The organism is Pseudomonas putida (assembly GCF_025905425.1).
Lineage (GTDB): Bacteria > Pseudomonadota > Gammaproteobacteria > Pseudomonadales > Pseudomonadaceae > Aquipseudomonas > Aquipseudomonas putida_AF.
Genome location: NZ_CP109603.1, coordinates 1,602,581 through 1,621,808, shown reverse-complemented (window position 1 = coordinate 1,621,808; position 19,228 = coordinate 1,602,581). Strand labels below are relative to the sequence as shown.

The window sequence follows — 19,228 nt, the reverse complement described above, 5'->3', positions numbered from 1 at the left end:
GCCATGTCCATTGAATTCGTCGGTATGATCTTCCCCCGCCAGTGGTCCGAAACCCGCGGTGTACGTTCACCCGACTTCGACCTGCCGTTCATCCGCCACCACGCCCGCGCCCATGAGCATGCCGGTTTCGACCGGGTGTTGATCGCCAGCGGCCCAGGCAGTGCCGACAGCCTGCAGATTGCCGCCTATGCGGCCGCACACACCGAGCGCCTCGGTTTCATGATCGCCCACCGCCCGGCCCTGACTGCGCCGACGGTAGCCGCGCGGGCATTTGCCACCCTCGACCACACCACCGGCGGCGGGCGCATCCGCTTGCATGCGATCACTGGCATCACGGCCGAGCCACAAGAAGGCGACACCCTGCTGGACAAGACCGAGCGCTACCAGCGTGCCGACGAGTACCTGGACATTGTCCGGCGCACCTGGACTGCCGAGGAGCCGTTCGATTTCGAGGGCCGCTACTTCAACATCAAGGGCGCCTTCTCGCCGGTCAAACCACTGCAGCAGCCGCATATCCCGATCTCCTTTGGCGGCTCGTCCGACATTGCCTACCAGATTGCCGTCAAGCATGCCGACCTGTATGCCCTGTGGGGTGAGCCGTTGAGTGGCGTCGCCGAGCAGATCACCAAGCTCAAGGCGGCGGCCAGTGCCGCTGGCGTGGCGGCGCCACGGGTGAGCTTGTCGGTACGGCTGATCCTGGGTGCCACCGAGGACCTGGCCTGGCAGCGCGCTGAGCAGATCCTTGCGCAGATCAAGGCCAACCCCCAGTTTGCGGCGGACAGCCCCTGGCAGAAACGCATCAAGGGCACCGGCTCCGAGCGCCTGCTCGCCGCCGCCGCCCGTGCCGACCGGCATGACCGGGCGTTGTGGATGCCGACGGCGACGGCGGTGGGGGCTTATGGTGATACCACGGCGCTGGTGGGCACGCCAGAGACCGTGGCGCAGGCGTTGCTGGATTATGTCGATTTGGGGGTGAGCACGTTCCTCAACCGTGGGTATGACCCGCTGTACGACACGGTGGATTACGGGCGCTGGGTGATTCCGGCGGTGCGGGAGGAAGTGCGGCGGCGGCAGGCACGATTCGCCGGATAAGCGCACAAATCGGGCTCAGCGGGTAACCCTGTGGGAGCGGGTTTACCCGCGAAGAAATCAACGCGGTGTATGGCACCGGCTTCGCCGGTGTTCGCGGGGTGAACCCGCTCCCACAGGGTGGCCCTCATGAACCCTCAGGCCCTTACTCAGCTGACAGGCTAGGCGAATGCGCCACCAAGGTGCGGGTATAGGCATCGACCGGCCGGCCAAGCACCTGCTCGACACTACCTTCTTCCACCACCCGCCCCTGGCGCAACACCAACACTCGATCGGCAATCGCCCGCACCACGCCCAAGTCATGGGTGACGAACAACACCGTCAGCCCCTCCCCCTGCAATCCCCGCAGCAATGCCAGGATCGACGCCTGCACCGACACATCCAGTGCCGAAGTAATCTCATCACAAACCAACAGCCGTGGCTCACAGATCAACGCCCGGGCAATCGCCACGCGCTGCCGTTCGCCGCCCGACAAGCTGTGCGGATACAGATCGGCCACACGCGCCGGCAGCGACACCCGCTCCAGCACCGCCTCGACCCGGCGACGCGCCTCGTCGCCACGCACACCAAAAAAATGCGTCAGGGGCGCGCTGAGGGTTTGCGCGATCGTCTGACGTGGGTTCAATGCTCGGTAAGGGTTCTGGAACACGTACTGAATCTGGTGACGCAGCCGCGCATCCCGCTGACGCGCCGTGAACGCCAGCGGCTCGCCGCCGTAACGCAGTTGCCCCTGAACATTTTCGCCCAACCCGGCGATGGCTCTGGCCAGGCTGGTCTTGCCCGAACCCGACTCGCCCACCAGCGCCAGGCACTCGCCTTGCGCCACCCGCAGTGAGACATCGAACAGCACTTGGCGGTCGTAAGCCACGTCCAGCCCCTGAACCTCCAGCAACACCTCCGCGCTCGGGGTCGCAACAGCCTCGACAGCCCCTTCGCCGAGGGGCAGCGGCTCTCGGTGGGGCGCCAGGCACGCAATCTGGTGACCGCCATCGAGCGCCAGCAGCGAAGGCTCGATCACCGCACATTCGGCTCGTCGTCTGGCACAGCGGGGGGCGAAGGCGCAGCCCGCAGGTCGTTGCCCCGGCGCCGGCGCATGGCCGGCGATGGCCTGGAGCGGCTGGCGCCGGGCAATGTCGGGGATCGCCGTGAGCAAGGCGCGGGTGTAGGGATGCGCCGGGGCGCTGAACAGCGTCTCACGCCCCGCCACTTCGACCAACCGGCCGGCATACATCACCATCACCCGGTCAACCAGGTCGCGCACCACGGCCAGGTCGTGCGTCACGTACAGCGCTGCCACGCCGTGGCCCCGGCACAGGTGTTTGAGGGTTTCCAGCACATGCGCCTGGGTGGTGACGTCAAGCGCAGTGGTGGGCTCGTCGAGCACAATCAGTTTCGGCCGCAGGACAAACGCCAGCGCCAGCATCACCCGTTGCTGCTGCCCTCCGGACAGTTGATGGGGGAAACGCCGCAGAAAGGCTGGGTCGTTCGGCAGGCCGACATCCACCAGGGTCTCATTGATGCGTTGCTGCAATGCATCAGCAGTCAGCTTCGGCTGATGTGCCAACACGGTTTCACGCAACAAGGCGCCTATGCGCAGAGCCGGGTTCAGCGCTGTGGCCGGGTCTTGGGCGACGTAGCCGACCAACCCGCCCCGCGCCAGGCGCAAGGCCTCGCCCTCAAGCTCCAGCACCGCCTGCCCGGCCACGGCAATGCGCCCGCCGGTAATCCGCGCCCCTTGCCGCGCATGGCACAACAAGGCCGTGGCCAGGGTGGTCTTGCCCGAACCGGACTCGCCCACCAACCCCACGATCTCGCCCGCTGCCAGGCTGAACGAGACATCGGCCAGCACATCGACCTGCCCGGCCAACTCCACCCGCAGGTCGCTGACCTGCAAGACGTCGCTGTCGATCTTCACTGCCGCTGTCATGGCTGCTTCTCCCCGATACGTGCACTGACCCGGCCAATACCTTCGGCCAGAATGTTGGTGCCATAGGCGAACACCGCAATCAGCAGCACCGGTGCCAACACCGCCCAGGGCTGGACCAGCAAGCCGGCCTGATTTTCGTTGATCATCAGGCCCCAGTCGGCCGCAGGCGGTGCTACGCCATACCCCAGGAAGCTCAAGCCCGAGAGCATGCCCACCGCCCAGGTCAGCATGTTGCCGAAATGCACCAGCAGCGGCGTGAGGATGTTCGGCAGGATTTCCTTGAACAGGATGCGCCAGCGTGAGTAGCCCATCATCTGCGCCGCCTCGACGAACTCCTGGCCCGCTACCGCCACCGCGCTGCCACGCGCCAGGCGGATCACCCCAGGGGTGAAGGCGATCGCCACGGTCAACACGATCAACCAAGGCGCACGGCCAAGCATCGAGACGATCAACAACACCAGGATCAGGTCCGGGAAGGCCAGCGAGACATCCGCAGCCCAGCTGATCGCCTGGTCCAGCCGGCGCCGCGAAAAGCCGGCCAACAGGCCCAGGCTACCGCCAAATAACAACGCCAGGGTGGCCGCCGCCACCGACATCCACAGCACCGACACACCGCCACTGAGCAGGCGTGACAGCAAATCGTGGCCAAGAAAATCATGCCCCAGCGGCGCACCGGCGGTCGGCGGGCCATACACCGGCCCGACCATGGCCGTCGGTGCATGGGGCGCGAGCCAGGGGCCAAGCACGGCCAGCAGCATCACCAACACGGTAATCACGGCGCCGCGCCGCACCTGCGGGTCGGCCAGCCAGCGTGTGTCAGTCATGGGTCGCCTCCTGGGCAGGTGTGCTGCGTGCGCGTCGCCACCAGGGGCGGATGCCGCGCCGGTTGCGGCGGATCATCTTGACCCGGCGCGCGGTGCGCAGTTTGGGGGTGAGCAGGACCGTGAGCAGATCGGCCAGCAGGTTGATCAGCACCACGGCCAGGGTGATGACCAGCACCACGCCCTGGATCATCGGCAGGTCGCGCATCTGGATCGCAGCATTGAGGGCGGTACCGATGCCGGGGTAGCTGAAAACCACCTCGGCCAGCAGTGCGCCGCCGACCAGCGTGCGCAGGGTCAGCGCCACGCCCTGGATCGCCGGGGTCAGGGCATTGGGCAAGGTGTGGTGCCAGACGATGCGCCGTTCGGGGATACCCCGCAGGCGTGCGGCCACCACATAATCGGACTCCAGCGCCTCGATCATCGAGGCGCGTACCATCCGCGTCAGGTACGGCAGCGCCGACAGGCTCAGGGCAACCACCGGTAGCACCAACGACGGCAGCTGCCGCCACAGCGGCAGTTGCGGGTCGAGGATCGACACCGCTGGCAGCCAGCCCATGCCGGGCATGGAAAACAGCAGCACCAGGCCGATGGCCAACAGGAAGCTTGGCGTAGCCTTCAACAGGATCAACGCCGACAGGCCCCAGCGGTCCAGCGGCCGGTCACGGCGCAGGGCCAGGCTCACGCCCAGGGTGAGTGCCAGCGGCACCACCAGCGCGAGTACGCCGGCCAGCAGCGCCAGGGTGTGGCCGAGCCGGCCAAACAGCAACGGTGCCACCGGCACCTGCGAGTCCAGCGAAATACCCAGGTCACCGCGCAGCGCTGCACCCAGCCAGCGCAGGTACTGCACCAGAATCGGCTGATCGAGGCCCAACTGGCGCTGCAAGGTCACGATGCTTTCCAGGGGCGCATCGGGGCCAAGAATGACCCGCGCCGGGTCCGAAGGCAGCGCCTGGGTGGCGATGAACACCACCAGGCTGATCACCCAGGCGGTCAGCAGGCCGTAGCCGAGACGGCCGATGAACCAGGCCAGCCAAGCCGGGGTGCGTGGGGAACGGTGAGTGTGATCAGGCATGGTTCAACCAGAGCTCGTCGAAGCGCCAGGAGGCGAAGGTGGTCTGTTCGGGAGCAAGCCCGCCGACCTTGGCGGACGCCGCGTCGAGCACGTCCGAGAACCCCCAGATCAGCAGCCCGCCGCGTTCGTGCTGAATCACCTGGGCTTCATGCACCAGGGCTTTGCGCCGCTCAAGATCAGGTTGGGCCAGGGCCTGGCGGAACAGTTCGGTAAAGCGAGGGTCATGGAAGTTGCTGCGGTTGTAGATCGCCTGCGGGGCATCGTTGTGCAGCGCCGAGGCCAGGAAGCCCCGGGCCGGTGTCGAACCCGGTGACAGCTGCCACTGCTCGCGCTGTGGGCCGTTGAACACCGAGCCGTCAACCTGGTTGACCTTGACCTGCACCCCCGCCTTCTGCGCTTGCTGGGCGAATACCAAGGCCGCATTAACACCAGGGCCTGGTGTGGTGGTCAGCTCGACGCGCAGGTCGTCCTGCCCGGCCTGGCGCAGCAGTGAACGGGCCTGATCGAGGTCGTAGGGGCGTTGGGCGATCGCGTGGTTGTAGGTCGGGTCGTGTGGTGAGTACAGGTCGTTGGCAATGCGGCCGAAGCCATTGAGCCCGCGCGCCACCAGCTCCTGGCGGTCGGCGAGCAGGCGGAACGCCTGGCGCACACGCACGTCCTGGAACGGCGCCTTGGCCAGGTTCAGGTTGAAACCGGTGAACGAGGTGCTGGGCGAGGCGTACAGGCGCAGGCGCGGGTCGGCCTTGAGCAAGGCACTGTGCTCGGCCTGCACCCCACTCGCCACGTCGATCTGCCCCGCGCGCAAAGCCGCCGCACGCGAGACTTGGTCCTTGAACTCGATGATCTCCAGCTCATCCGCATAAGGGCGGTTGGGCTTGTAGTAGTTTTCGAAGCGGGTGTAGAGCGAGCGTTGGCCAGGGATGAAACTTTTGAGTTTGTAGGGCCCGGCGCCGACCGGGTTGGTCAGCGGATGGTAGTCGGTCGGCACGATGCCGCCAAAGCTGATCAGCGTTTCATCCAGCGGGTAGAAGCTTTGCCCCTGCTTGAAGCGGATCTCGAGGGTGCGCGCGTCCAGCTTGCGTAGCGCCTGGCGGTCGATGGCGCCGACCAGCCCGGCAAACGGCGAGGCCAACTGCGGGTCGGTCAGGCGCAGGATCGAGAACAGCATGTCGTCGGCGGTGATACTTTTGCCATGGTGAAACTCCAGCCCTGGCTTGATTCGGATGGTCCAGGCACTGGCATCGGCGTTCGGCTCGGCGAACTCGGCCAGGGCCAGGCGCGTGCTGACATCTGGGTTCCATTCCCAGAACTTGGCGTACAAGGCCCAACCGCGGATGATCCCCCCGCCCACCGGTTTGTGCGCATCGAGGTTGCCGGCCTGGTCACCGTCGATGATGCCCACGCGCAAACGCCCACCGCGTACCGGCGTGGCCGGCAATGCGACACCGCCAGCCGTGGCAGCTGGTGCGCCGCCGTCGCAGCCGCTGAGCAGCCCGCCACCGAGCAGCAGGCCGCCACCGACGGCCAGGCTGTTGCCGAGAAACACCCGGCGCGAAAACAGCTCACTCATCACCCTCTCCTTACGCCGGTTGCGCCACGGTCGGCTTGGCGCGGGCGCCCAGGCGCGGCACCTCGAACCCGTGATCCAGGTCGAGCAACGGGAACAGCAGATCGGCCACCCGGTGGGCTTCGTCGATCAGCGGGAAGCCCGACAGGATGAACGCCGAAGTGCCCTGAGCTTCGTATTCGCGAATGCGCTCGGCCACCTGTTCGGCGCTGCCGACCAGGTAAGTGCCAGCCGCCGGGCCGAGGATGTTGAAACCGAACAGGCTCGGGCCCAGCCATACGTTGGGGTAGATCTCCAGCTCACGGGCGGTGGGCAGGCGCCCGGCGCGAATGCTGTCGAGGTTGCGCTGGATGCGCGGGTCGTCGCTGACGTAGGTGTCCAGGGTCTGCCCCGCAGGCAGCTGGCGCTCGATGGCCGCCCGAGCGGTGGCCAGCGAGGTGCGCTGCAGCAGGCGTTCGGCGTGGGCCCAGGCTTCTTCTTCGGTCTCGCGCACGATGACTTGCAGGCGCGTGCCATAGGTCAGCTCGCGGCCGATTTTTGCAGCTTCGGCAGCCACCCGGCGGAACTTGTCGCCGAGTTTTTGCGGGGTATCGGCAAAGCTTAAGTAGACGTCGAGCAACTGCACCGAATGGGCCACGCCGGGTGCCGAGGTGCCTGCGCCCCACAGCGGGATACCGGGCTTCTGCTTAGGCGGGTGCCAACCGCCCAAGGGGTGGCTGGCCGCCGTGGGCGACCGTGGCGAAAGTTTGACGTAACGACCGTCGTAGCCCGCCGTTTCGCCGGCGTAGAAGCCCTGGAATGCTCGCCAGTATTCCAGGCTGAAGTCGTAGCGTTCATCGTGCGGGTAATGTACGCCCAGCGTGGCCAGGCCGGCGTCGTTGCCGTTGACCACATTGAACAGCAGGCGGCCGTTGGAGAACTGGTCGAAGGTCAGTGCCCACTTGGCCAGCACCGCAGGGGACAATTCGCCCGGGTGCTGGGCGACCAGAAAGCGCAGGCGCGACGTGGCGTCGATCAGGGCGGCCGACACGGCGAGGCTTTCGTTGGGGCTGGAGCCGAGCAGCGAGCCGTAGAAGCCCAGGCGATCGGCGGCGATCGCCAATTGCTTGAGGTGCTCGAAGTCGGTTTTCCAGCGGCCTTCGGGCTCCCAGGGATAGGGGCCGTCGGGGGTGGTGAGGTACCAGAGGATTTTTACTGCCATGGGGGGATTCCTTGAGCTGGGTGAGGTGTTGCCCTTTAGGCCTCTGGGGCTGCTGCGCAGCCCCCAACTATCGAATCAGCTACGCCGATCAATGCCAGGTACCAGCCCCAGTTCGATAGCGCGCTCATACAACCCACTCATCTTCCACTGCTGCGTCAGCACCCCTGGCCCATAGGGCCGCGAACCGCCCAACGCGTCGGCCAACAGTTGAATCTGCGCGCCCTCTTCCAGCAACAGGATGAACTCGGCCGTCGCACGCAGCCCCTGCTTGCCCCAGACGGTGGACCCACCATTGGCTTCAAGAATCGCCAGGTTGAACGGGTTTTCGGCAATCTTGTCGAGGATGAAGTCCACCTCGGCCTGGCGCCGGTCGATGTACACCGGCAGCTCCCGCGCCAGCTGATAGCGCTGCACCGGCACGTAGTGAAACGGCAAGGTACGGTGGGTCTGCGCCCAGGCGCCGAGGTAGGGGCTGTGCACGTGCGAGATCGTGGTGATGTCGGCGTGGGTCTGGAACAGCTTGGTGTAGCGCCCTAGCCCGCCTTTGCCCTTGCCGACGATGACGTTGCCGGAAAAGTCGGTCACGGTGGGTTGCAGCGGTTTGCGGTGGTTCCACGGGCCGCCGTAGTTCACCGACACCAGCAGCTCTTCACCGGGCACACGCTCGATGAAGCCGACGGTGCCATTGGCGGTGATGGTGTTGGTCTCGCGGAACACGGTAAACGCGGCTTCGGCTTCGGCGACCACCTGGTCGATGAAGGCTTGCAGTTCGGCAGTGACGGGGCGTTCGTTGATCAGTACGGTCATGTTCAATCTCCGGGTGCGGATGCAAGGTCAGGCGCGGCGCTGGGCCAGCAGTTCATGGGCAGCCTGCAAAGGCCGTGGGTCGACCCAGTCGGCGATGCTGAAATCGGCTTCGAGGAAGCCATGCAGGTAGAGAAAATCCTTTTGCGTGCCGAGGAAAGCCAGGCGCTGCTCGGACAGGTCCGGCGCCAAGGTGGTGTGGAACGCACCTCGGTAGGCTTCGGCCACGCCCTGGCTACCGGCGCGGGTCTCGTCTTCGAGGAAGCTGTTGAGCGCATCGCGGTTGCCGGCCGCCCATTCGGCAGCGCGCAGGGTTTGGGCCAGGAAGCGCGCCACCAGCTCGAAATGATTGTCGAGCAGGCTCTGGTGCACGGTGATCGGCCTTGGCGTGCCGTTGTTGATGCGGTGGCGCGGGTCGGGCAGCAGGTCGAGGTCGACGCCCACCACCAGGCCCAGGCGCCGCGCCGCATCGGCAGCGGCCGCGCCCTTCACGTAGACGGCATCGACTTCGCCGCGCACCAGGTAGTCAAGGCCGGACCACAAACGCTGCAGGCCCAGTTGCGGGGTGGCGGCGCTGGCCTGGTCGAGCAGCGCCACTTCCACCAGTTGCACGTCGTCCAGGTGCAGGCCGGCCGAAGCCAGCGCGCCTTTGTAGCCGTGCAGGCTCATGGCGCGGGCGATGCTGCCGGGGCGGCTGTCGCCCCAGGCCGGCAGGGCCAGGCGTTTGCCGCGCAGGTCGGCAGCGCTGCGAATGCCTGCGTCCGGGCGCACCAGGATGGTTTGCCATTCTTCGATCCAGGTCAGGCCGATCAGCCGGCTCGGCGAGCCTGCGGCACGGGCGGCCAGGGCCGGTACGTTGCCGCCTTCGCGAAACAGCCCCGGCAGTTGGTGATCGTAGTGGTGATGGCCGAGCTGACGGGTTTCCTGCAGGGTCGAGACCGGCAGGCCATCGCGGGCGAATTCTTCATCCAGCCAGCCCAGCTTGTAGGCGATGCCCGAAGCGGTGGGCACCGGGCAGCGGGTAAACCAGATGCGCTCCAGGGCGGTGGGATCGTCTGTTGGCGTTGCGGCAGTAGCGAGTGTCATGGGGTGGCTCCTTGGGCGTCGTGAAAGCACCATTGCAGCGTGCGTGCCAACCGCTGGAGGCCTTGATTTACGGCGCTTTCGTAGTCGCCCGCAGGTGCTGGGTGCTGGGCACGGAGCAGGATTGCGTGCGAGGTGCTGCCAGATCAGCAGGCGGGCTGCTGCTGGGGCAGCACGTTCGGCGCAAAGCAGCGCAGCATGGGGCCTGGCGACTCATGGCAAAGAACTTGCTCAAGGCTGTGGGACCGCGGTGTAGCCATTCGCGGGCAAGCCCGCTCCCACAGGGCCTTTCACTGCCGTTGAAAACGGCACCGAACCGGAGGGAGCGGGCTTGCCCGCGAAGCAGGCGCACTGGCCCTTGAAGACCTTTGCGAGACGACCCATGAGCGCCATCGAACCCAGCCCCACCCACCGCCTGACCAGCGAAGCCGAAGCCATCGCCGCCGCCCGCGAGGTCGCCGCACAGATCGCCGTGCTCGCCGCCGACCCCGGCAACAACGGCCAGCTGCCACGCCGCCAAGCCGACCTGCTGTCGAGCAGCGGCCTCACCGCCATCGCTGTACCGGCCGAATTCGGCGGCCTCGGCGCCTCGGTGCAGACCATCGTCGAAACCGTGCGCCTGATCTCCACCGCCGATGGCGGCGTTGGCCAGTTGCTGCAAATTCACAACGTGATGCTGCGTGGCATCTACACCAGCTACGCCACCGAGGTGCGCGACCGCCTGATCGCCGACGTGCTGGCCGGCAAGCGCTTTGGCAATGCCCTGGCCGAAGTCGGCGGCAAGAACAAGTTCGCCCTGAAAACCCGGGTCGAGCGCCGCGCCGATGGCGAGCTGGTGCTCAATGGCAGCAAGTTCTACTCCACAGGCTCGTACCTCGCCGACTGGATCTCGCTGACGGCTGCCAGCGAAGACGGCGGTGTTGGTGTGCTGTTGCACCGTGACACCCCTGGGCTGACCCTGGTCGATGACTGGCAGGCCTTCGGCCAACAGAACTCGGTGAGTGGCACGGTGAACTTCGACGACATCGTGCTCGACGAGCGCTACCTGTCGCGGCGCAACGGACCGATGAAACGCACGGGGCTGACCTTCCCGCAGATACTTCACGCCGCCATCGACACCGGCATCGCCGCCGGCGCCCTGCAGGCAGGTGTGGACTACCTGCGCGAGCATGCCCGGGCCTGGGTGGAAAGTGGCGTGGAGCGCGCCAGCGATGAGCCGCACGTCATTCGCCAGATTGGCGAGTACGCGGTGGCCCTGCGCGGTGCCGAGTCGGTACTGCGCGATGCCGCGCGGGTGTTCGATGCGCACGAAGGCGACCCGGAGGACAAAGCCCTGCAGGACGAGCTGATTCTCTCGGTGGCCACCGCCCGCGCGCACTCCGATGCGGCGTCGCTGAAGATTTCCAGCGACCTGTTTTCGCTGCTCGGGGCCAGTGCCTCGTTGAGCAAGTGGAACCTCGACCGCTTCTGGCGCAACGCCCGGGTGCACACCACCCATGACCCCATTCGCTGGCGGCTGCACAACGTCGGCAACTACTACCTCAACGGCGCCGACCCAGGGGAGTACACCGCCGTGCTCAATGCCAAGGAAACCCAGGGCGCAACGCGCCGTTGAACCTAGTCCAGGGGCCGCTGCGCGGCCCATCGCAGGCAAGCCAGCTCCCACAAGTCTTACACCTTACCTGTGGGAGCTGGCTTGCCTGCGATGGGCTGCGTAGCAGCCCCAGTACCGAGCCTCTACATGAATCACCCTCTTCTTCGCGCCTTGGCCATCTACCGTGAAATGCCCTGGCGCTTCGCGCTCGTCACCGCTTTGTACATCGCTGGCAACCTTGGTCTGGTCTGGCAGCAGTGGCTGATCGGCCATGCGGTGGACGATGTCAGCGCCGGCCGCGCCGTAGTACGCCTGCCCGAGGGCGGCCTGGATGCCACCGTGGCCTGGCACTGGCTGTGGCTGCTGCTGGCCATCGCCTTCGGCCGTGGCGTGCTGCAATACGCTGCGGCGGTGCTGTCGTTGGTGCTCAGCCAGGCCCTATTGACGCGCTTGCGCGAACGCATCCTCATCCAGGTCCAGCGCCTGCACCTGGGCTACCACTGGCGCCATGGCATGGGTGAACTGGTCACCCGCACCACGCGCGATGCCGACAAGGTGCGCGATGCGCTGATCACCTTCTGGCGGCAGATCATCGAAACGCCCCTGGTGGTGATGGCCGCCGTGGGGCTGCTGAGCTGGTACGACCCCCTGCTCGGCCTGGTCCCGCTGCTGCTGACCGGGGCCGGGCTGTGGCTGTTCGTGGTGCAGACCGATCGCCTGGTCACGCTTGATCGCGCCGTGGGCGCCGCCTACGACCAGGTCAGCCAGGATCTGGCCGAAGGCATCGGTGGTGTGCGGGTGATCAAGGCGTTCGGCCTGGAGGGCCAGCGTATCGAGCGCTTCGCCCGCCAGGTCGGTGTGTTCACCGGCCACGCGCGCGCGGCCCTGGCCTATGCCAGCTCGCGCATCCCGCTGCCCCAGGCGGTAGTCGCGCTGGGGCATGTGTGGATCCTGGTGTACGGCGCCCATCGCGTGGCAGCGGGCACGCTGGGCATCGGTGAGTTGGTCACTTCGCTGTTGGTCGCGACCACGCTGGTGTTCCGTATCGAAGGCATCGGCCGGGTCATGCAGACCTTCGCCGATGCCCGCGCCAGTGCCGAGCGCATCTGGCAACTGTTGGACGAGCGGCCGGCGATTATTAGCGGCAAGGCGACCCTGCCGCCAGGGCCTCTGGGGCTGAAACTGGCCCAGGTGCGCGTCGGCTCGCCAGCGGGTGAACGCGACATCCTGCACAACTGCTCGCTGACCTTGCAGCCCGGCGAGGTGGTGGCACTGGTGGGTGCCACAGGCACCGGCAAGAGCCTGCTGGCCAGCCTGCTGCCGCGCCTGGCCGACGTGCAAGGCGGCGCCGTGCTGGTCGGCAGTGATGCGGCGGGTTGGCAGGATGTGCGCGCGCTTGACCTGGCCGACCTGCGCCGGCGCGTGCAGGTATTGGCGCAAGAAAGCTTTCTGTTCTCTGACAGCCTGGCCGCCAACCTGCGCCTGGCGGCCGCCGATGCCAGCGCTGCACAGCTACGCGAAGGGCTGCGCCTGGCCGCGGCAGAAGATGTACTCGAACGCCTGCCCCACGGCCTGGACACCCCGCTGGGCGACCGTGGCGTGACCCTCTCCGGCGGCCAGCGCCAGCGCCTGTGCCTGGCCCGCGCGTTGCTCGGCGCACCGGACATCCTCTGCCTGGACGACGCCACCAGCGCGCTGGATGCCCTGGGCGAGCGCCAGGTGCTGGACAACATCCGCCGCCTGCGCGGCGGTGCAGGCCAGGGGCCGACTTTGCTGCTGATCACCAGCCGCCTGTCGACCCTGCTGTTGGCCGACCGGGTGCTGATGCTGGAAAACGGCTGCATCAGCGCCAGTGGCAGCCATGCCGAATTGAGCGCGAACAATGCCCACTACCGCGACCTGCTGGGGATCGACCATGAGTAATGCACCCAACAAGACCCCCAGCGATATCGAGATCGAGCAGCACCTGGCGCGCCAGGCCCTGGACCGTGGCATGTTCCACCGTCTGCTGCCGCTGCTGCGGCCCATTCGCCGGCAGATCCTGGCGGTGATCGGCATCGAACTGCTGCTGGTGTTCACTGTGTTCCTGCGGCCCTGGTTCGTGCGCGAGCTGCTCGACAAGGGTTTGGTAGCCAGCGCCGATCACTGGTTGCTGGACGAACGCCTGGTGCTGTGGCTGGGCCTGGGTTTGGCGGCCAGCTGGCTGGGGCGCTTCTTGCTGGCGGGCGTGTCGCAGTTCATTGCCGGGCGTGCGGCGATCCGCGTGCTCAACGACCTGCGGGTGAAGGTATTTGCCCATGTGCAGGCGCTGTCGGTGAGCTACTTCGACCAGACGCGCGCCGGGCGTATCATTTCTCGCGCCGACCGTGATGTCGATGCGCTCGAGCCGTTGTTGGTGCAAGGCCCGCCAGAGCTGCTCGGTGCCTTGCTGCGCTGCGGCCTGGCGGCGGTGATGCTGTGGCGCATCGAGCCGAGTTTCTTCTACAGCCTGGCCGCCACGGTGCCGTTGCTGGCCATCGCTACCTGGCGTTTCAAACGGGTTTCGCAACGCAACTGGGCCAAGGTCGCCGAACAACGCAGCCGTTTCACCGCGCACCTGGTCGAGAGCGTCAGCGGGGTGCGGCTGATTCAGCAATGCGGCCAGGAGCAGAACAACCAGGCGCGCTACCGGCGCCTGCTGGAAGACTTCAACCAGGCACTGATCCACGGCAGCCTGCGCGCCGGCTGGTTTGCACCGTTCACCGCACTGCTGAGCACCGCGGGCATGGCGGTATTGCTGCTGGTAGGCGCCCATGGCCTGGCCGAAGGCAAGGTCAGTGTCGGCCAGGTGGCCGAGAGCCTGTTCTACGTGTTTCTGTTCCTGGGGCCGTTGCAGGAGCTGTCGGACCTGTTCGAGCGCTATGCCACCGGCAGTGCGTCGGCGCAGCGCATCTTCCTGCTGCTTGACACGCGCCCGCAGGTGCTCGACCCCGCGTCACCCCGCCCGCTGGCCAGGGCACACGGCCAGGTGGACTTCGAGCGGGTGGGTTTTGCCTATGCCCCGAACAGCCCGCGCCCGGTGATTGATGGGCTGGACCTGCATATCCGCGCCGGGGAAGTGTTGGCCATCGTCGGCCCGTCCGGGCATGGCAAGAGCACCCTGGTGCAATTGCTGACGCGCTTCTACGAGGTGCAAAGCGGCGCCGTGAAACTGGACGGCATCGACCTGCGTGAACTGGCCCAGCATGACCTGCGGCGCAACGTCGGCGTGGTGCTGCAGGACAACGTGCTGTTCAGCGGCAGCATCCTCGACAACCTGCGCCTGGCCGCGCCGGACGCCGACGATGCGCGGCTGGTGGCGGCGGCCCGCGAGCTGGGGGCCGACGAAGTGCTCGAACGCCTGCCCGAGGGCTATTACACCGAAGTCGGCCCGCTGGGCGCGCACCTCAGTCACGGCCAGCGCCAGCTGGTGTGCCTGGTGCGCGCCTACCTGGCCGACCCGGCGGTGCTGGTGCTCGACGAGGCCACCTCGGCGGTCGATGTGCACACCGAACGGCGTATCCAGCAGGCATTGCGGCGGCTGTGCCAGGGGCGCACGGCGATCATCATCGCGCACCGTCTGGCGACCATCCGCGACGCGGATCGGATCGCCGTGGTCCGCCATGGGCGGGTGGTGGAGCAAGGGGCGCATGCCGAGCTGATTGGCTGCGCAGGGGCTTATGCGGCGCTGTATGACGCCTACCTGCGCAGTGCCGGGGAGGTTGTGGCCGAAATGGCCGAGGGATGATGGGCTGCGAGATCGAGGGGTTAAGCCGACTGCTTCGGAAATATCCCACAACATCCTCAGAAACACCCTACTTGTGGCGATTAACAGGGGAAAACATGATCGGCACTGGATGACCCTGAGGAAGCCCCCATGCACCTGAGCGCGCGTACCACTGCCGAACTGCGCCACACCCTGCGCGAACTGCTGGCCCACGAAGTCTGCAACCCCGATGACGACCCGCACCTGTCGGGGGTGCTGTTCTTCTGCGCCACCGATGAGCGCACCCGCCAGTTGATCGAACGCATCGAACTGCTGGCCAGCGAGGTGTTCTTCGATGCCAGTGGGCGTGCCATCAGCCACAGGATGCGGGCCGTTGCGGTCGAAGGGGTACGTATCAAGCAAAAGCACAAGGCGCAGGCCGATGAGACGGTGATACGCATTGCACTGCCCGACAAGGGCTACATCACCGTGAGCACAGCACGCCTGTAACGGCGTTGCATTTGCACTGTGCGTCGAGTTGCGATCCGCTATCCTCAGCATTCCCCTGCTCCGGATCGTTTCATGGAACTGCATATCCGCCTGGAAGGCCGCAAACGCCTGGCCGACCAGCTCTACCAGCAACTGCGCGCGGGCATCGACAGCGGCCACCTGGCCGCTGGCACCCAGCTGCCACCCACCCGCTTGCTGGCCGAACAACTGGGCGTGTCACGCAAGACCGTGGCCGAGGCCTATTCGCGGCTGACCTACGACAACCTGCTCAGTGGCGTGGTCGGCCGCGGCACGTTCATCACCCCCAACCAACCCTTGCGCGCCAATGACGTGCCCGCCATCCCCCTGGCCGCTGCCGCATCCCTCGAACGCTGGCAGCAGCGCGCTACCGTGCTCGGCAGGCGGCAACTGCAAGCACCGTCGCGCTATGACTTCGTCGGCGGCGCTTCGAGCAAGGCGCAGTTCCCCTTCGACCAATGGCGCAGCTGCCTGAACTACGCCTTGCGCCGCAGCCAGCGGCATCCCGAGCGGCAATTCTCCGCCCAAGGCCTGCCTGAGCTGCGCGAAGCCATCGCCCACCACATCGCCTACGCCCGCGGCGTGCATTGCAGCGCAGCGGACGTGCTGGTGTGCAATGGCGCGCAACAGGCACTGGACCTGATTGCCCGGGTGCTGATCGAACCGGGTTGCCCGGTGGCCATGGAAGACCCGGGTTATCCACCAGCACGTCAACTGTTCCAGGCCTTGGGCGCACACCTGCAGTCGGTACCGGTGGATGATGAAGGGATGTGCGTCGAGCAGATCGCCGACGGCACACGGCTGATCTACGTGACCCCCTCGCACCAGTTTCCGTTGGGCATGCCGATGAGCGAACCGCGCAGGCGGGCCTTGCTGGCACGCGCCGCCGAGCTGGGGGCGTTGATCATCGAAGACGATTACGACTGCGAGTTTCGCTACCAGGGGCCGCCCGCCGACGCCCTGCAGCGCCTCGACCGGCATGGCCTGGTGGCCTACGTCGGGACCTTCTCGAAAACCCTGCTGCAGGAGTTGCGCCTGGGCTATGCCGTATTGCCGCCCGCCGTGCTGCAGGCCGCCTGCGTGGCCAAGCACCTGAGCGACTGGCACAGCCCGACCTTGCTGCAATGGGCGCTGGCGCGCTTCATCAGCGAAGGGCACCTGAACAAGCACATCCGCCGCTGCCACGACGTCTACAGTGCCCGCCGCGAGCGCATCCTCGCCCGCCTGGACGACGATCTGGCGCCTTGGTTCAGCGCCGTGCCGGCCAGTGCGGGTTTTCATCTGAGCGCGCTGGCCAAACCTGGGGTCGATGTCGAACTGCTGGCCAACCTCGCTCGCAAGGTGGAGGTCGGCCTCTATTCGCTGGCACCGTTCTTCAGTGACGTGCCCGTGCGCTCCGGGCTGCTGCTGGGCTTCGGCGCCATCGAGTTGCTCGATATCGACCCCGCGCTCGACCGCGTTCGCGATACCCTGCAACGCCTCAGCTGACGGGCGCCGCCTGGCCGTTTGGCGCCCGCCGCGCCAGGGCGGTGGCGTAACCGCGTGGTGCAAAACACGCCGTCACCAGCAGCATCGCCAGCACGGTAAGGGTCAACAGCGCCCACGACGCCTGAAAATCGCCACTGACGTCGCGCAGCCAGCCGGTGATGTACGGCACGATGCCGGTGATGATAAAGCCGACCCCCTGGACAAACGCTGCCAGGCTGCCGGCCTCGGCCGGCGTTTTCAGGTGCTCCAGGGTCAGGGTCAGGCTCTGGCTGAAACAGGCGCCCAGGCCAAAGCCGATCATCGCCACCCACAGCCCCATGGACAGCGTGGGCGCCAGCAACAAGCCAAGGAACCCTGCCAGCTGGATCGACAGCGCCAGCCACAAACCAGGCCGGCGATCCACCCAACGCCGCAGCAACAACGGCAAACCCAGCGCGCCCGCCACCTGGAAGATCGTCATCAACCCTACCAGGTCGCCGCCGCCCTGGGCGGTACCGCCATGCTCCAGATGATAGGCAGGCAGCCAGGCAACCATGCTGGTGTAGCCGCCATTGATCAGGCCGAAGTACACCGCCAACAACCAGGCACGCCGCGTGCCGAACCAATGCCCGCCAGCGGCACCTGCCAGCTTCGGCGCGTCCTGCCGTGGCCGCAGCAGCGTCCAGGCCAGCACCGCCAGCAGCGCCGGTATTGCCCAAACGCCCAACCCTGCCTGCCAATGGCCGAAGTACCCGCTGATATGCGGCCCAAGCACCGCCGCCAGGCCGCCGCCACTCATCAGCGCCGCAGCATATATGCCCATGGCACCCGCCAGGCGGCCGGGGAACCAACGATTGACCAGCCCCGGCATCATGCCCTGGACCACCGCTACGCCTAGCCCGGCAACCACCGCGCTGGCAATCAGTGCCCAGGCGCTGTCCAGTTGCAAGCGCCACAGGCAAGCCAACGCAATGGCCACAAGGCCGCCTAGCATGCCGCCATGTTCGCTGATCCAGCGCCGCAGCCAGGGTTGCAACAACGGCACCAGGCCCATGCACAGCACCGGCAGCGCGGTCAGCAACGCCGCCTGCTGGTACCCAAGGCCCGTGCTGGCGCGCATGGGTTCGAGCAGCGGCCCGATGCTGGTAAGAATCGGCCGCAGGTTCAATGCCAGCAGCATCACCAGCAACAGATTCAAGGCAGCACTCATTGCGCGTTAGCCTGTTGCCACTCAAGGTACAGGTCGGCTTCGCCGCTCGGCTTCAGCGCCCGCAAAGGCAGACTCTGCTGTTGCGGCGGGCGCGCCATCTGCGCATACACTGCAGCCGTGGACAACCCGTAAGGCTCGCCTTCATCGTTCCCATAGGCAAACCAGGCACGCTCAATACCGCACAGGTGCATGGCCGCCAGGCACATTGGGCACGGGTGACCGCTGGCATAGATCTCGGCGCCGTCCAGGCGAGCCTGGCCCAGGGCCTGGGCCGCCTTGCGGATGGCCTGCAACTCGGCATGGGCAGTCGGGTCCTGGGTGCTGTGGATCTCGTTGACCGCGCGCGCCAGCACACGCCCCTGATGCACCAGCACGGCACCAAAGGGCCGGCCACCGGCCTGAATGTTGGCGCGGGCCAGATCGAGCGCTTCGCGCATGTAGCGTTCTTCGGACATGAATCGGTTCTCCTGTTGCAAGACCTGGCCATTATCCCGGCTTACCGGCCTTGGCAGAAATGAAGAGATTGGATGCACGTCAGTGGACACCTGAATGGCCCTATTGGCCCCCCGGTAAACGATGCGATTGGCTATCGGGGCGGTCGATGGAAAGCGCTAAGGTAGCGCCCTGTCCGCCTCACACTTTCTGGAGATCACCATGAACACGCGCATCGAATGGGCCAAACACGCACCGGAAGCCTACAAAGCCATGGTCGGCCTGGAACAGGCCCTGGCCAAGAGCGGCCTGGAAAATTCACTGCTCGAACTGGTACGCCTGCGCGCATCGCAAATCAACGGCTGCGCTTACTGCGTCAACATGCATGCCAATGACGCACGCCAGGCCGGCGAAACCGAAGCCCGGTTGCAGACACTGAGCGTATGGCAGGAAACCGCCTATTTCACCCCCCGCGAACGCGCCGCGCTGGCGTGGGTAGAGAACCTGACCCGCCTGCCAGAGCGCGGTGCCCCACAGCCGGAATACGAGGCGCTGCAAGCGCATTTCGAACCGCAGGAAGTGGTCAACCTGACACTGGCCATCGCCACCATCAATGCCTGGAACCGCTTCGGCGTCGGCTTTGCGATGGTGCCGGTCTGAGCAAGCGGTGAAAGGTCCCACAGGACGAAGTGAGCTCCCCTACTGC

The 19,228-nt window shown here is 66.5% G+C and carries 16 protein-coding genes; 7 read left to right on the top strand and 9 right to left on the bottom strand.

Annotation, left to right across the window (positions count from 1 at the left end; all coding sequences use genetic code 11):
• Positions 1 to 3 precede the first annotated feature (3 nt).
• Positions 4 to 1,092 (top strand): LLM class flavin-dependent oxidoreductase, encoded by a 1,089-nt coding sequence (locus tag OGV19_RS07300; protein ID WP_264312760.1) that lies wholly within the window; start codon positions 4 to 6, stop codon positions 1,090 to 1,092.
• 142 nt (positions 1,093 to 1,234) lie between these two features.
• Here the strand turns inward: OGV19_RS07300 and OGV19_RS07295 are convergent, their stop codons facing one another.
• From OGV19_RS07295 to OGV19_RS07265, 7 genes are all read right to left on the bottom strand, one after another.
• Positions 1,235 to 3,016, bottom strand: a complete 1,782-nt coding sequence (locus OGV19_RS07295; protein ID WP_264312759.1) for a dipeptide ABC transporter ATP-binding protein — start codon at positions 3,014 to 3,016, stop codon at positions 1,235 to 1,237.
• Entirely contained in the window at positions 3,013 to 3,840 is an 828-nt protein-coding gene (locus tag OGV19_RS07290; RefSeq protein ID WP_264312758.1) for an ABC transporter permease, read from the bottom strand. The genes OGV19_RS07295 and OGV19_RS07290 overlap by 4 nt, the downstream gene beginning before the upstream one ends.
• Entirely contained in the window at positions 3,833 to 4,912 is a 1,080-nt protein-coding gene (locus OGV19_RS07285) for an ABC transporter permease (RefSeq protein ID WP_264312757.1), read from the bottom strand. Before OGV19_RS07285 ends, OGV19_RS07290 begins: the two co-directional genes overlap by 8 nt.
• On the bottom strand, positions 4,905 to 6,482 hold the full coding sequence (locus OGV19_RS07280; RefSeq protein ID WP_264312756.1) for an ABC transporter substrate-binding protein: 1,578 nt from the start codon (positions 6,480 to 6,482) through the stop codon (positions 4,905 to 4,907). The genes OGV19_RS07285 and OGV19_RS07280 overlap by 8 nt, the downstream gene beginning before the upstream one ends.
• 10 nt (positions 6,483 to 6,492) lie before the next feature.
• Positions 6,493 to 7,680, bottom strand: coding sequence for an LLM class flavin-dependent oxidoreductase (locus tag OGV19_RS07275; protein ID WP_264312755.1), 1,188 nt, complete (start codon positions 7,678 to 7,680; stop codon positions 6,493 to 6,495).
• A gap of 75 nt (positions 7,681 to 7,755) precedes the next feature.
• Entirely contained in the window at positions 7,756 to 8,487 is a 732-nt protein-coding gene (locus OGV19_RS07270) for a class II aldolase/adducin family protein (RefSeq protein WP_264312754.1), read from the bottom strand.
• Between the two features lie 27 nt (positions 8,488 to 8,514).
• The gene (locus tag OGV19_RS07265) at positions 8,515 to 9,570 is read right to left on the bottom strand and encodes an ABC transporter substrate-binding protein (RefSeq protein WP_264312753.1); all 1,056 of its coding nucleotides are present in this window, start codon (positions 9,568 to 9,570) and stop codon (positions 8,515 to 8,517) included.
• Between the two features lie 379 nt (positions 9,571 to 9,949).
• Here OGV19_RS07265 and OGV19_RS07260 point away from each other — a divergent pair, with 379 nt between their 5' ends.
• The 5 genes from OGV19_RS07260 (at position 9,950) to OGV19_RS07240 (ending at position 16,901) form a co-directional block, all read left to right on the top strand.
• Positions 9,950 to 11,182, top strand: coding sequence for an acyl-CoA dehydrogenase family protein (locus OGV19_RS07260; protein WP_264312752.1), 1,233 nt, complete (start codon positions 9,950 to 9,952; stop codon positions 11,180 to 11,182).
• 126 nt (positions 11,183 to 11,308) lie between these two features.
• Entirely contained in the window at positions 11,309 to 13,084 is a 1,776-nt protein-coding gene (locus OGV19_RS07255) for an ABC transporter ATP-binding protein (RefSeq protein ID WP_264312751.1), read from the top strand.
• The gene (locus OGV19_RS07250) at positions 13,077 to 14,927 is read left to right on the top strand and encodes an ABC transporter ATP-binding protein (RefSeq protein WP_264312750.1); all 1,851 of its coding nucleotides are present in this window, start codon (positions 13,077 to 13,079) and stop codon (positions 14,925 to 14,927) included. The genes OGV19_RS07255 and OGV19_RS07250 overlap by 8 nt, the downstream gene beginning before the upstream one ends.
• Positions 14,928 to 15,056: 129 nt before the next feature.
• Positions 15,057 to 15,395 (top strand): hypothetical protein, encoded by a 339-nt coding sequence (locus tag OGV19_RS07245; RefSeq protein WP_264312749.1) that lies wholly within the window; start codon positions 15,057 to 15,059, stop codon positions 15,393 to 15,395.
• A 72-nt stretch (positions 15,396 to 15,467) separates the two neighbouring features.
• Positions 15,468 to 16,901, top strand: a complete 1,434-nt coding sequence (locus OGV19_RS07240) for a MocR-like pyridoxine biosynthesis transcription factor PdxR (protein ID WP_264312748.1) — start codon at positions 15,468 to 15,470, stop codon at positions 16,899 to 16,901.
• Here OGV19_RS07240 and OGV19_RS07235 read toward each other — a convergent pair.
• Complete coding sequence (locus tag OGV19_RS07235) at positions 16,894 to 18,090, bottom strand: cyanate transporter (protein ID WP_264312747.1); 1,197 nt, start codon at positions 18,088 to 18,090, stop codon at positions 16,894 to 16,896. The two genes, OGV19_RS07240 and OGV19_RS07235, sit on opposite strands and share 8 nt — an antisense overlap.
• A complete protein-coding gene (locus tag OGV19_RS07230) occupies positions 18,087 to 18,545 on the bottom strand; it encodes a nucleoside deaminase (protein ID WP_264312746.1) in 459 nt (152 codons plus the stop codon). The genes OGV19_RS07235 and OGV19_RS07230 overlap by 4 nt, the downstream gene beginning before the upstream one ends.
• Before the next feature lie 199 nt (positions 18,546 to 18,744).
• Here OGV19_RS07230 and OGV19_RS07225 point away from each other — a divergent pair, with 199 nt between their 5' ends.
• Positions 18,745 to 19,182, top strand: a complete 438-nt coding sequence (locus OGV19_RS07225; RefSeq protein ID WP_264312745.1) for a carboxymuconolactone decarboxylase family protein — start codon at positions 18,745 to 18,747, stop codon at positions 19,180 to 19,182.
• The last annotated feature ends 46 nt before the right edge of the window (positions 19,183 to 19,228 follow it).